We start from the raw sequence: 13,267 nt of genomic DNA, 5'->3' as shown, positions 1-13,267 counted from the left end.
ACACATTTGTGAGATTTCTGTCTGCTTTGCCTCTGGAGAAACTGTGATGAACGAAGCCCTGAACCAACAGGAAGCTGTCTGGCAACAAATCGAAAATAATCCACGCTTTCAGGAACTGGTGCACAAGCGCCAGGCCTTCGCCCTGCTGCTCAGCCTGATTATGCTGGTGCTGTACGTGGGCTTTATTCTGCTGATCGCGTTCGCGCCCGGCTGGCTCGGTACGCCGCTGCATGCCGGCACCAGCGTGACGCGCGGTATCCCGATTGGCGTCGGGCTGATTGTGGTCTCCTTTGTGCTGACCGGCATTTACGTGTGGCGCGCCAACGGTGAGTTTGACCGCCTGACCCGGCAGATTGTCAGCGAGGTGAAATCATGAAGCGCCTCCTCTCTGCTCTCTTGGCGCTGGCCCCGGCGGGCGCTTTCGCTGCCGACGCCATTACCGGCGCGGTACAGAAACAGGCCACCAATTACGAAGCGATCCTGATGTTTGTGGTGTTTGTCGCCGCGACGCTGGGCATTACGTACTGGGCCTCGAAGCGCACCCGTTCCCGCAGCGATTACTACACGGCGGGCGGCAACATTACCGGTTTTCAGAACGGGCTGGCGATGGCCGGCGACTTTATGTCCGCCGCCTCGTTTCTCGGCATCTCCGCGCTGGTATACACCTCGGGTTACGATGGCCTGATTTACTCTCTCGGCTTCCTGGTTGGCTGGCCGATGATTCTGTTCCTGATCGCTGAGCGGCTGCGTAACCTTGGACGCTATACCTTCGCCGACGTGGCGTCCTATCGCCTGCAGCAGAAGCCGATCCGCACGCTCTCGGCCTGCGGTTCGCTGGTGGTTGTCGCGCTCTATCTGATTGCGCAGATGGTGGGCGCAGGCAAACTGATCCAGCTGCTGTTCGGGCTTGATTACCACATTGCCGTGGTGCTGGTGGGGATTCTGATGGTGCTGTATGTGCTGTTTGGCGGCATGCTCGCCACCACCTGGGTACAGATCATTAAAGCCGTGCTGCTGCTGTTTGGTGCCAGCTTTATGGCGATTATGGTGATGAAAGCCACCGGTTTCAGCTTCAATACGCTGTTTACCCAGGCCATGGCGGTGCATCCGAAAGGCGCTGCGATCATGCAGCCTGGCGGGCTGGTAAAAGATCCGGTTTCTGCGCTGTCGCTTGGCCTGGGGCTGATGTTCGGCACGGCCGGCTTGCCGCATATCCTGATGCGTTTCTTTACCGTCGCCGATGCGCGTGAGGCGCGTAAAAGCGTGTTCTGGGCCACCGGCTTTATGGGCTACTTCTATTTCCTCACCTTCATTATCGGCTTCGGCGCGATCCTGCTGGTCGGGGCCAATCCGCTGTTTAAAGACGCCAGCGGCGCGCTGATTGGCGGCACCAATATGGCGGCGGTGCACCTGGCGAATGCGGTTGGCGGCAGCCTGTTCCTCGGCTTCATTTCTGCCGTGGCCTTCGCGACGATCCTCGCGGTGGTGGCGGGCCTGACGCTGGCCGGTGCATCGGCGGTGTCGCATGACCTGTACGCCAGTGTCATCCGCAAGGGCCAGGCCACCGAACGTGAAGAGCTGCGCGTGTCGAAAATCACCGTGCTGGTGCTCGGCGTGGTGGCGATTGCGCTGGGGATTCTGTTTGAGAAGCAGAACATTGCGTTCATGGTCGGTCTGGCGTTCTCGATTGCGGCCAGCTGTAACTTCCCGATCATTCTGCTGTCGATGTACTGGTCGAAGCTAACCACGCGCGGTGCGATGGTGGGCGGCTGGCTGGGTCTGCTGACGGCAGTGGTGCTGATGATTCTCGGTCCGACAATCTGGGTACAGGTGCTTGGGCACGCCACGCCGGTTTATCCGTATGAATACCCGGCGCTGTTCTCAATTCTGGTGGCGTTTGCCGGGACCTGGCTGTTCTCAGTGACAGATCACTCCGCGCAGGGTGCGCTGGAGCGGGCAAGGTTCCGCGGACAGTTTATCCGTTCGCAGACCGGGGTGGGCATTTCACAGGGGAAAGCGCACTAAGCGCAATAACCAGGTGCGCGGCGTGCGCACCTGGCTGACCGGTCAGAAACGCAGTGATGCACCGACGTACGGACCATCTACCAGCACGTTATCTTTACGGCTGCCTTTGTTATTCAGCTCAATGTACTGATAACCGACGCGCAGGTTCAGCAGAGAAACCGGCGTGAAGCTCAGGCCGCCAGCGGCTTCCTGGTAGCTGTCGAGGCGATCAGAAAACGCTTCCGGTGCATAGTAATATTCACCGTACAGGCCCCACATGCTGTTAAAGGTGTACTGCGCGCCCGCGCCCACCGCCATCGTAAAGCCGTCACGGCCATCTTCCGGATGGGTAAACAGCGCTTTCGCGGTCGGTGCCACGCGCAGATCGCCCACATCAATGTTGTAACCCAGACCCACACCATAGGTGCTGCCGTCGTGATCGCTGCGCAGCCAGTTGCCTTTCAGGAACAGGCCCGGAGAAGTGGTGCCGAGGCCAAGGTTCAGGTTGGTGCTGTGCTCACCCACGTCAACACTGCCCTCAATTGCCTGCGCGCCGCTGCTGAGCAGGGCCAGGCCTAAAACGCTTCCGGTAACAAGTTGCTTAAACATACTAATCCACTCCATGAAGGACCATCAATTCGGCGCAAAGGGTAAACAGCACAGCGGCGGGACACAACTTTTTTTGGAAACATTTACGTAAAACAGGGTGGACGGCGCGATCAGGCCGTCCAGAGCAGATGGCTGAGCAGCGGGGCAAGGATCACTGTGACCACGCCGGAAAGCATCATCACCAGGCTGGAAACTACGCCTTCCTGCTGGCCCAGCTGATAGGCGCGCGCTGTACCGGCCCCGTGCGAAGCCGCACCCAGTCCGGCACCTTTAGCGACTCCCTGTTTAATGGCAATGCGCAGAAACAGCGCGTCACCGACCGCCATCCCAAATACGCCGGTGATCACCACAAACAGCGCAACCAAATCAGGCTGACCGCCCATCGGCTGTGCCGCCGCCAGCGCAAACGGTGTGGTAATGGACCGCACCGCCAGGCTGCGCTGGATGCTTTCCGGCAGCGTCAGCAGGCGGGCCAGCCAGACCGAGCTGCACACCGCCACGCAGGTTGCGGTAAGTACGCCAGCACTGAGTGACAGCCAGTGGCGTCTGATTAGCGCCAGGTTTTCATAGACCGGCACGGCAAAAGCCAGCGTCGCCGGGCCGAGCAGCCAGATCAGCCAGTGACTCCCGGCAATATAATCCTGCCAGCTGACACGGGTAACGAGCAGCAGCGCCACCAGCACCAGCGGCGTCATCACCAGCGGCATCAGCAACAGCGTGCGCCAGCGCCGGTACAGGCGTTTATTCAGGAAGTAAACCAGCAGCGTGATCGCCAGACACAGCAGGCTGATAACAAAATCAGTCATGGGTTAACTGCCTGCGCGCGGCGCGTGCCAGTTCATAACGGTAGAGGCGATCCACCACCAGCGACGTGGCGGCCAGCACCAGCAGCGTGCTGAGGGCAATCACCAGGCAGATGCGCCAGCCTTCGCTGCGCAGCAAATCGCTGTAGTTGACCACGGCGACCACGGCCGGAATAAAAAACAGCAGCATCTCCGCCAGCAGCCAGCTGGCACCGGCTTTCACCCAGCGCAGCGGCACAATGCGCGTCACGATGAGCGCCAGCAGCAGCACCATGCCCACTACGTTAGCCGGCAGCGGCAGATGCAGCCAGCTCACCAGCCGGTCGCTGGCGATAAACAGGCCGATGTACAACAGCAGCTGCAACGGCACGCAGACGCGCCGGAACAGCTGCGTTGCGTGCGCCCTGACGACAAGCGCCATGTAATATCTCCCTTACTGAAATCAGGACGTCAGTATAAATCCGCCGCAAAGCGTGAAAGAAATGAATTAAAATTATTCAAATCATGCCAGAAAGGAATAGTTATGGACGTTCGTGCCCTGCGTTATTTTACCGAGGTGGTGCGGCAGCAGAGTTTTACCCGGGCGGCCGAAAAGCTCTGCGTGACGCAGCCTACCATCAGCAAAATGGTGCGTCAGCTGGAGGCGGAGCTTGGCTGTTCACTGTTATTGCGTGAAGGGCGCAGGCTGCATCTGACCGACAGCGGCCAGGCGGTGTATCAGCGCGGGCTGGCGATTTTGCAGGAGTTTCAGCAGCTGGAAACGCAGCTCAGTGACATTACCCAGTTGAAAACCGGTGAGCTGCGGCTGGGCATTCCGCCCATGGTCGGTATGCAGATCACCGGGCCAATCTCCGCGTTTCGCCGGCGCTACCCGGGTGTGCAGTTAAATATTGCGGAGTTTGGCGGGCTGACGGTGCAGCAGGCGGTACTCAATGGCGAACTGGATATTGCCATTACCGCCCTGCCGCTTGAGCCGGATGTGCCGCTGGACACGCTGGAACTGATGCGCCACCCGCTCTGCGTGCTGGTGCCACGTCAGCCACAGTGGCTGGCACGCCGCAGTCTGACGCTGGAAGCGCTGGCGCAGCATCCGCTGCTGATTCTCAATGAGGCGTTTTCGCTGAACCGGCAGCTGATGAAGGCGTTTCAGCGTCAGGGACTGGTGCCGGATATCGCGGTGCGCAGCGCACAGTGGGATTTTCTGGCGGCGATGGTTCAGGCCGACATGGGGCTGGCGATCCTGCCGGAGCCGATCTGCCAGCGGCTCGATCAGCAGTCGCTGTACTGGCTGCCGCTGGAATCAGCGTTGCAGTGGCGGCTGGGCCTGATCTGGCGCGAAGGCCACTATCTGTCGCGCAGCGCCAGGGCGTGGATTGCCTGCTGCCGGGAATACTGGCCGGAGCCGCGCTAAACGGGAGGGCGACGGCGGAATAAGCAGCGGCGGGCATCGCTGATATGCCACGCCCGCCGCTGCTGCCGCGCCGCGCTTGCGACTAGGCCTCTTTTTCGATCAGCAGTGCTTCCAGCAGATCGAGATCGCGCAGCAGTTTTTGCATGGTTTCGTTGGAAATCTCCTGCGTGGCGCGCAGATGATAAACCTCGGCACGCTCGGCGCGCAGCGCGGTCAGACGGAAGCGCCGCTCAAGATTTTCTGCAAACAGCGCCTGCTCCACGTCATCTTTCCCGTCGACCCGGCGACGCAGATTGCCAATCACGCGCAGGCTGACTTCTTTCAGCAGCTCCGGATCGATATTCTCTTCGGTGTCATTTTCCAGCCGCTGCTCCATCTTGTGCAGGCTTTCGATCGCGACACCCGCCATTGCCGCCCGGGCGTTCTGGATCTCCAGCCGGTGGCCCGCTTTGTCATGGCTTTCCATACCGCGCAGCAGAATCGGCAGCAGAATCACCCCCACAAACAGCGAGAACAGAATCACACCGGTCGCAATAAACACCAGTTCGTAGCGCGCCGGGAAGGGCTCACCGCTGCTGAGGAACAGGGGAATCGACAGCACACCGGCCAGCGTAATCGCCCCACGCACGCCGGCGAAGGAGGCAATCAGCAGTTCACGCAGCGAGTAGCTGGAGAACTCCAGCGGCTTCTTCTTCAGCAGGCGCAGGCTGAGGCGTTTCATGATCCACAGCCAGCCAAAGCGCACGATCATCAGCGCAACGTAGACCAGCGCGACATCGGCGAACAGCATCCACAGATCGACATTAGGATCGGCGTTGGCCTGGGCAATCGAGGTCGAGAGGATTTCCGGCAACTGCAGGCCCAGCATCAGGAATACCATGCCGTTGAACACAAACTCCAGCATCTGCCATACGCTGTTGGCACGCAGGCGCATGGCCAGCGGCGCGCGGCGGATAATGCCGGAGCGGGTGATGGTCATGCCGGCGGCAACCGCGGCCAGAATGCCGGAGACGCCCAGATGTTCGGCGATCAGGTAAGAGGCGAACGGCAGCAGCAGCAGCAGCACGGTTTGCGTGGCCGGATCGTCACCGCTCCAGCGGCTCAGCAGACGCAGTGAACGGCCATACAGCCAGCACACCGCCACCCCTGCTGCCAGGCCGCCGATCGCGACTTTCAGGAATTCGACGCTGGCCCCGCCCCAGGTAAACACCATGGTGCCCATTGCAACCGCAACGGCAAACTTCAGTGACACCAGGCCCGAGGCGTCATTCATCAGCGCTTCGCCCTGCAGTATCGACATGATTTTTTTCGGGATGCGCCCTTCTCCGACAATACCGGAGAGCGCCACCGCATCGGTAGGCGACAGCACGGCCGCCAGCGCAAAGGCCGGAATCAGCGGAATGCCCGGCACCAGCCAGTAAATCAGGTAGCCGATACCCACAACGGTAATCAGCACCAGCACCAGCGCCAGGCCGAGGATCTCCCGTCCATGGCTGAGGAACTCATTGATCGGGGTTTTCCAGCCGTCCGCAAACAGCAGCGGCGGAATAAACAGCACCAGGAACAGTTCGGGATCAAAATCGACGTGCAGGCCGAATGTGGGCCACGCGAGCAGGGCCCCCGCCGCAATCTGGACCAGCGGCAGCGGAATCTGGAACGGCAGAATGCGCGCCGCAACGCCGGAGAGCGAGACCACCAGCGTCATAATGAGAATAGTAAAGAAGATTTCCATGCTTTCCTTAGGCGAATCGTAATGATTAAAGCGAAGTTGTTACGCTGGAAAGTGTAAAACAAAACGCCGCACTGCGGGGCAACCCGATGTGCGGCGCAGGTTCAGAAAGGGACGAATCCGCCGGGTCAGATGGCCCAGCCACCGGCATAGAAGGCCACCAGCGCCACCGCAATCACAACCGTGCCGGCGTTCAGCTTGCGCCACTCACCGGCAACCAGGCGGCCAATCACCAGCGAGGCAAAGCCCAGCATAATGCCGGTGACGATGTTGCAGGTGAGCACAATGAACACCGCCGTCAGCAGGCCCGCCATGGCATCAACAAAATCATCAAAGTCGATTTTCGCCACGTTGCTCAGCATCAGCAGTCCCACATACATCAGCGCCGGTGCCGTGGCATAAGACGGCACCAGATACGCCAGCGGGGACATAAACAGAATCAGCAGGAACAGCAGGCCCACCACGATGGCGGTCAGACCGGTTTTGCCACCGGCAGCGGTGCCAGCGGCGGATTCGATATACACCGCTGCCGGCGATGCGCCAACCAGTCCGGCGAACAGGCTGCTGAGGGAATCGCTGGTCAGCGCGCGACCGCCGTTGAGGATCTGCCCCTGATGATCCAGCAGGTTTGCCTGCCCTGCTACCGCGCGGATGGTGCCGGTGGCGTCAAACACCGCTGTCATCACCAGCGCCAGCACGCTCGGCAATACCATCGGCTGCAGCGCGCCCATGATATCCAGGCTGAACATGGCTGACTGACCGCTGGCATCTTTCAGGCTCGGAATGGCAAACAGGCCCTGGTATTTTACCGCCGGATCAAAAATCAGACCGATAACCGAAATGGCAATGATGGTCAGCAAAATGCCGCCGGGCACGCGACGCTTTTCAAGGCCAAAAATGGCCGCCAGCCCCACCAGCGCCATCATCACCGGGAACGAGGTAAAATGGCCCAGCGCCACTGGCAGGCCGGGCGCCGGGTTTTTCACGACCAGACCAATCCCGTCGGCGGCAATCAGCAGCAGAAACAGGCCGATGCCCACGCCGGTGCCGTGCGCAACGCCCATGGGCAGGTTGCGTAAGATCCAGGCCCGAATGCCGGTTACGGAGATCAGGGTAAACAGTAACCCCATCAGAAAGACGGCACCCAGCGCAACCGGCACGCTGATATGCTGCCCCAGCACCAGGCTGAAGGCGGTAAAAGCGGTCAGGGAGATAGCGCAGCCAATCGCCATCGGCAGATTGGCCCACAAGCCCATCAGCAGAGAGCCAAAGCTGGCGACCAGACAGGTTGAGACAAAGACCACGGAAGGTGAAAAGCCCGCTTTACTCAGCATGCCAGGCACCACGATGACGGAGTACACCATCGCTAAAAAGGTGGTGAGACCTGCCAGCACTTCCTGACGCACGCTGCTGCCGCGTGCTGAAATGCGGAACCAGGCGTCCAGTTTTCCACTGGCCGGGCGGGATTCGCCAGACATAATTTTTCCTCTGCGTTTTTTAAGATGTAAGTCGCCGCGCGACCGCCGTTTGCACAGATTCCTGGTGAGGGTTGCTCAGAGAGCACACAGGCAAACGATTACGCGGTCACGTATTCCCGTCAAAAAGGGGACGCGAAAAAAGGCAAACGATTATCTGGTCTTTGGGGCGGCGTTTTCAACCTTTAATCGCGGGCGTACGGGAGAATACAGCGGGTGCCAGCCGGTACGCAGCGGATTATGCAGCACGTGTGACCGGCTGGCATACCGGCCGGTCACCGCAGAAGAAACGGTTACTGGCTGAACTGAATCGGCCCACCCTGTTGCAGGGCGCGCTGCCACGCAGCACGCTGCTGCATCTCCTCCAGCCAGCGTGCGGTTGCCGGCATGGCGCTCAGGCTGCCGCGCATCTGCAGCGCCAGCAGCGGAAAACTCATCTGTACATCGGCAATGCTGAAGCGGGAACCGGCAAAAAAGGGATGCTGGCTCAGATGCTGCTCGATCACGCTGCCATGCAGCGCCAGCTGCTTATTCAGCCACGCCTTCTGGATGCCTTTGCTCATGGCAGCGCCGACCGGACGCAGCAGCCACGGCACCGGCTTCTTGCTCAGCTGCGCAAATACCAGCTTCATCACCAGCAGCGGCATCAGCGAACCCTCCGCGTAATGCAGCCAGTATCGTGCCTGTATCTGCTCGTCTTCATCATGCAGCGTCAGCAGTTGTTCGCTGTCGTACTTCAGCTGCAGGTATTCCAGAATGGCGCCGGATTCCGCCACCACGCGGTTACCGTCTGTGATCACCGGCGATTTCCCCAGCGGATGCACCTTCTTTAACGCCTCCGGGGCCAGCAGGGTATTTTCACGCTGATAGCGTTTAAGTTGATAAGGCACCGCCAGCTCTTCCAGCAGCCATAGCACGCGGTGTGAACGGGAATTTTCCAGATGATGAACAGTGATCATGCGCGGTTCCTTGCAGCTCAGGGGTTTTGCCAAGTATAGCGGATCAGCGTTTTTGCTCGTCCTGCTCCGGATCGAGCAGCACCGCACCGGACCCCTGCTGCGCCAGTCGGTCACCGGGATTGCGCAGCGGACAATCACGCATCGACAGGCAGCCGCAGCCGATGCAGCCATCCAGATCGTTACGCAGACGGGTAAGGGTTTCGATACGTTTATCCAGCTCTTCACGCCAGTGCCGGGTCAGCGCGTCCCACTCCTGCGTCGACATGCGCTTGTTCGCCGGCACATGCATCAGGCTGTCACTGACCGTCGCCAGTGGAATGCCTATGCGCTGGGCAATTTTAATGATCGCCACCCGGCGCAGGACGTCACGGCTGTAGCGGCGCTGGTTACCGCCATTGCGCGTGCTGAATATTAAGCCTTTGCTTTCATAAAAGTGCAGTGCGGAGACAGCCACGCCGCTGCGCTTCGCCACTTCGCCCGGTGTCAGCACCGGTTTCGGGTAATTGCGTTCTTTTTTCATTGCGGGCCTTTACCTCAAGTTAACTTGAGGAATTATACTCCAGCCCGACACAATTTCGAATTACACCAGGCGATAACCTTCAGAAGGATGAGGCTATGATGCAACAGGAAATCATTCATTCACTGACTAACTGGATCGATCAGAATCTGGATAAAGCACTGTCGATTGATGAAGTGGCGGCAAAATCGGGTTACTCAAAATGGCACCTGCAGCGTATGTTCCGTACCGTCACGAAACAAACGCTGGGTGGCTATATTCGCGAACGTCGCCTGACGCTGGCTGCCGAAGCTCTGCGCCAGACGCAGCGGCCGGTGTTTGATATTGCCATGCAGTACGGCTATGACTCGCAGCAAACCTTCTCGCGCGTGTTTCGCCGCCAGTTTTCCCAGACGCCAACCGCCTATCGTCACGCCATGCGCCGTCAGGCCATAGCGCAGCGTCCGCGCCTGGTTAACTTTGATTGCAATGATACGATGACCAGCTTCGCGCAGCGCACCACCGGTGAATGCTGCCCGCTGCGCTGATTCTCCTCTGCGCCCGCTACGGGCGCTCCCCGCTTTCGCTTTCCCCTTCTCTGCTTCGTTCACCTCTGCCATACCAGGTATAAATTTTGTTCAGATTTTCAAATCCAGTGATATAATGTGACCAAAGTCACACATTTCGCTGTATTAAGACGGCCGAAGGGTTTCCCCTGACCTTCCTTCTCTGCCGCCGGTGATGTCCATTGAATGTCAGGGATATTACTGATTGAACGAGGTTTGTTGCAGATGGCTACGTTAACCACCAGTCTCATTGTGATGCGCTGGGAGCTGCTCAGCGCAGTAATGATGTTTTTCGCCAGCACCCTGAAAATCAAGCTGCGCCAGAAGAGCCATCCGGTCATGGCGCTGCTGTGCGGCGGCATTGGGATTGGTATGTCCTGCTGGTTTGTCACCGGCCTGCTGGGCATTTCGCTGAGCATGGAAAATGTGAACCATTTTATGGAAATCACCAAAACCAGCTTTGTGGAGGCGATGAGCCAGGCACCTGCTGACTGGCCGATGCCCTGATTGCAGCCAATAAAAAACCCCGCTAAGCGGGGTTTTTTATTTTGCTGTGTGAGATCAAATTTTCTTCAATACGGCGGGAAGGCTGACTTCCGGTACCGCAACGCCCGGTCTCTGCGTACCGCGACGATCCTGAATCCACATATCACCCATCATCTGATTTAATCCGCGATCCAGTCCGGTAACCAGACCGGCGCCAGGCGTAAACGTCAGCTCGCCAAAGTAGATGCTTTCGCCATCGATGTACCAGTCAACGCGCACGTAATCGAAATCCGTCGCCAGCGTCTTGCTGAGCGCCAGCGCGTGCTCCAGCTGCGGCAGAATCGGCGTGACATCCAGCCCGGTGTCGCGAATTTTGTGATACGCCTCTTTGAGGTTGTTCACGTAGAAGTTCATCGACAGCAGCGGATTGCAGCGGTTGTAGATCACCTGCAGCACATACTCAAAGTTGCCATCTCGCTTGTTGAACATGTGGAATTTGTAGTCAATCGGCGCGGTTTTACCGTCACCAATGTACTTCTCCACCAGAATACGCGGCTTGATGTAGCGATAGTGAATTTCCCGCGCCTCGTTGGCAAAATCGGTTTTCAGCCAGCGATGGCAATCGCTGATAATCTGCTGCTTTTTCAGCGCATCCGGCTCTTCCAGCAGGATCTCAACCATGTTGGAGCCGTGATTGGGTTTGATAACCGTGTTCTTCCAGCTGGAGAGCGTATGCAGCGAGTGCGGATCGCTGGTCTCGTACACCAGAGGAATCAGGTATTCACTACCCACTTTCTCTGCGATGTATTCGCGCACGGAGTACTTGTCTGACAGGCGCCCGTAGTTCTGGTAATCACCGTAGACAAATTTGCGGTACAGCACCTTCTCATTGAATACTTTCGGCTCGCGCAGGTTTGGCAACTTGCGGAATTTGTGAAAGTAGTAGATGCGATCCTGATAGGCCCAGGGCATCTTCTTGATGAAGTACTGCACACTTTTTCTGAGTTCATCTTTAAATTTGAGCATTTCTGGCCTCATTTGTAGGTCTTGTAGTTGAGCGAGGAAACCTGGATCTTTTGAATGACGCCGTTTTTAAAGAAGTAATTCATTACGGTCAGGGACAGCAGCTCAGTGATGAAAACGCTCCAGGCGGCACCCATGATGCCGTAGCCCTGAATCAGCCAGTAAGACAGCGGCAGGCTGACCACCATCAGACAGATGATTTTTTTGAGCAGGTAGTTGAAGCCACCCTCTTTCACCATGTAGCGATAAGCTACGGTTCCCATTGCCGAGAAGCAGGTTGCTAACGACAGTAACGTAATGAGACTTCCGGACTGTGTGTACTCGTGACCATATAAAGCGATGATGATTTTTTCGCCGTACAAGGCGATCACCGCTAACAACAACAATGAAACTCCCATGACATAACCGTTCAGCCGCGCAGTCAGCTTGATGGCGGCCGCTCCGCGCTCGCGGAAAATCTCCGAGAAGCAGGAAGTGATGAGGGCAACCGGAATGAAAATCCACGATGCCGAAATGGTGTTGGCGGCGGCAAACAGCCCCAGATCGCGGGCGGATGCGATACCGGCCAGGAACATCTGCGCCGCTTTTACCTGTACCGAGATAAAGATGCTGGAGATAGCCAGCGGCAACCCGGCATACATCAGGTAGCGCAGATAGGTCGTGCGCTTCTCCTGCGGCGGGGCCAGATCCTGGTTTTCCCGGTAAAACCTGGCACGCTTGATGGCATACGGCACCAGCGTCACGACCACGATAGACACGGTCAGCCACAGCGGATTCAGGTGCAGCCAGGCGATGGTGAAGCTCAGGGCAAAGCCAAGCAGCAGCCCCGCCGAGTTGGCCACGGTATTCAGCCGTGAGGCCAGCCGGGCGTTGTTATAGACGCTGAACGTGTCCTGCGTAACGAATACCGACGAGATAAATGAGGCCAGCGCAAACGCGAGGAAGTTTTCCTGCATGTTGTACCAGACCCAAATCAATACCGGGATGGAGGTCAGCAGCAGCAGTACCATGCGCAGCGTGCGCGCCACGGTCATCAGCCGCAGTCCTTTGGGTGCACTTTTGCTGATGCGCTTAAACAGAATGGTTTCGGTGCCAAAAATCGCCACGGTCTGCACCATGGAGAACAGCGAGGTTGAAAACGCCATTTGCCCAAAAACAGTTGGGCCAAAGGCTTTAGCCACGTAGGAGGTCACAAATATGACGCCAAAAACCGAGACGATCTTCTCAGACATCATCCAGGCGGCATTCGACATTACGCTCAATTTCATTGACTGGTCCTTAGTATTACTTACAGCAACTGCTTTTCGGTACAACGTCCATGAAGTGAATTAACAAGCGCACAGTGGGCCTGACAAAATTTAATAACTTCAGACCAGGCTGGTCCGAAAAATGAGACTTACATCAGGGTTAAGCGAAAACATTCAGGAAAATTCCGATTAAATCTGGCGCGAAGTGCTCTGGATGTAAACGATTTCAACCTGAATTCAGGACAAAAGTTTACAGACATATCCTGTGATTTTAGCAAGCAGGCTATGCCGGATTTCCAATGATTGTCGTATTTTTCTGCATTTGGGATGGAATGAATTTATCGCAAAAACCCAAAGCCAGGAAGGCGTTCAATGGCATTCAGAATAAAATAAGATTTATCCCATGATGATATTTATTCCAAATATCTTAATTTAACCCTCGCAATTCAAATCGCGCAC

14 protein-coding genes are annotated in these 13,267 nt (G+C 57.6%); 5 read left to right on the top strand and 9 right to left on the bottom strand.

Annotated features, from left to right (window positions below):
* Nucleotides 1-46: 46 nt before the first annotated feature.
* Together D8B20_RS01575 and D8B20_RS01570 are read left to right on the top strand one after the other, a co-directional pair.
* Nucleotides 47-376, top strand: a complete 330-nt coding sequence (locus tag D8B20_RS01575) for a DUF485 domain-containing protein (RefSeq protein WP_145886503.1) — start codon at nucleotides 47-49, stop codon at nucleotides 374-376.
* The gene (locus D8B20_RS01570) at nucleotides 373-2,025 is read left to right on the top strand and encodes a cation acetate symporter (RefSeq protein WP_145886501.1); all 1,653 of its coding nucleotides are present in this window, start codon (nucleotides 373-375) and stop codon (nucleotides 2,023-2,025) included. The genes D8B20_RS01575 and D8B20_RS01570 overlap by 4 nt, the downstream gene beginning before the upstream one ends.
* A 42-nt stretch (nucleotides 2,026-2,067) precedes the next feature.
* Here D8B20_RS01570 and D8B20_RS01565 read toward each other — a convergent pair whose 3' ends face one another.
* From D8B20_RS01565 to D8B20_RS01555, 3 genes are all read right to left on the bottom strand, one after another.
* Nucleotides 2,068-2,613 (bottom strand): YfaZ family outer membrane protein, encoded by a 546-nt coding sequence (locus tag D8B20_RS01565; RefSeq protein WP_145886499.1) that lies wholly within the window; start codon nucleotides 2,611-2,613, stop codon nucleotides 2,068-2,070.
* Nucleotides 2,614-2,723: 110 nt separating this feature from the next.
* A complete protein-coding gene (locus D8B20_RS01560) occupies nucleotides 2,724-3,419 on the bottom strand; it encodes an LrgB family protein (RefSeq protein WP_145886497.1) in 696 nt (231 codons plus the stop codon).
* Nucleotides 3,412-3,837 (bottom strand): CidA/LrgA family protein, encoded by a 426-nt coding sequence (locus D8B20_RS01555; protein ID WP_145886495.1) that lies wholly within the window; start codon nucleotides 3,835-3,837, stop codon nucleotides 3,412-3,414. Before D8B20_RS01555 ends, D8B20_RS01560 begins: the two co-directional genes overlap by 8 nt.
* Before the next feature lie 102 nt (nucleotides 3,838-3,939).
* Here D8B20_RS01555 and D8B20_RS01550 point away from each other — a divergent pair, with 102 nt between their 5' ends.
* Complete coding sequence (locus D8B20_RS01550) at nucleotides 3,940-4,827, top strand: LysR family transcriptional regulator (protein ID WP_145886493.1); 888 nt, start codon at nucleotides 3,940-3,942, stop codon at nucleotides 4,825-4,827.
* Nucleotides 4,828-4,909: 82 nt separating this feature from the next.
* On the opposite strand, the gene D8B20_RS01545 is transcribed toward D8B20_RS01550, so the two are convergent.
* From D8B20_RS01545 to soxR, 4 genes are all read right to left on the bottom strand, one after another.
* A complete protein-coding gene (locus D8B20_RS01545) occupies nucleotides 4,910-6,559 on the bottom strand; it encodes a Na+/H+ antiporter (protein WP_145886491.1) in 1,650 nt (549 codons plus the stop codon).
* Nucleotides 6,560-6,684: 125 nt separating this feature from the next.
* The gene (locus D8B20_RS01540) at nucleotides 6,685-8,034 is read right to left on the bottom strand and encodes an NCS2 family permease (RefSeq protein ID WP_145886489.1); all 1,350 of its coding nucleotides are present in this window, start codon (nucleotides 8,032-8,034) and stop codon (nucleotides 6,685-6,687) included.
* A gap of 290 nt (nucleotides 8,035-8,324) precedes the next feature.
* Nucleotides 8,325-8,990 carry a glutathione S-transferase family protein gene (locus D8B20_RS01535; protein ID WP_145886487.1) on the bottom strand — a complete coding sequence of 222 codons (666 nt, stop codon included), beginning with the start codon at nucleotides 8,988-8,990 and terminating at the stop codon, nucleotides 8,325-8,327.
* Nucleotides 8,991-9,033: 43 nt separating this feature from the next.
* Complete coding sequence (soxR, locus tag D8B20_RS01530; protein ID WP_145886485.1) at nucleotides 9,034-9,510, bottom strand: redox-sensitive transcriptional activator SoxR; 477 nt, start codon at nucleotides 9,508-9,510, stop codon at nucleotides 9,034-9,036.
* Nucleotides 9,511-9,605: 95 nt separating this feature from the next.
* Between soxR and soxS the strand changes: the two genes are divergently transcribed.
* Together soxS and D8B20_RS01520 are read left to right on the top strand one after the other, a co-directional pair.
* Nucleotides 9,606-10,034: a superoxide response transcriptional regulator SoxS gene (gene soxS, locus D8B20_RS01525; RefSeq protein ID WP_145886483.1), complete on the top strand. Its 429-nt coding sequence runs from the start codon at nucleotides 9,606-9,608 to the stop codon at nucleotides 10,032-10,034.
* A gap of 243 nt (nucleotides 10,035-10,277) precedes the next feature.
* Entirely contained in the window at nucleotides 10,278-10,559 is a 282-nt protein-coding gene (locus tag D8B20_RS01520) for a YjcB family protein (RefSeq protein ID WP_145886481.1), read from the top strand.
* A 54-nt stretch (nucleotides 10,560-10,613) separates the two neighbouring features.
* Here the strand turns inward: D8B20_RS01520 and D8B20_RS01515 are convergent, their stop codons facing one another.
* Together D8B20_RS01515 and D8B20_RS01510 are read right to left on the bottom strand one after the other, a co-directional pair.
* Nucleotides 10,614-11,564: an ATP-grasp fold amidoligase family protein gene (locus D8B20_RS01515; RefSeq protein WP_145886479.1), complete on the bottom strand. Its 951-nt coding sequence runs from the start codon at nucleotides 11,562-11,564 to the stop codon at nucleotides 10,614-10,616.
* Nucleotides 11,565-11,572: 8 nt separating this feature from the next.
* Nucleotides 11,573-12,829 carry an oligosaccharide flippase family protein gene (locus D8B20_RS01510; protein ID WP_145886477.1) on the bottom strand — a complete coding sequence of 419 codons (1,257 nt, stop codon included), beginning with the start codon at nucleotides 12,827-12,829 and terminating at the stop codon, nucleotides 11,573-11,575.
* Between the last annotated feature and the right edge of the window lie 438 nt (nucleotides 12,830-13,267).

Source organism: Candidatus Pantoea soli, assembly GCF_007833795.1.
GTDB lineage: Bacteria > Pseudomonadota > Gammaproteobacteria > Enterobacterales > Enterobacteriaceae > Pantoea > Pantoea soli.
Note: the sequence above shows the minus strand (reverse complement) of the source record. Positions and strands in the feature narration are given on the sequence as shown.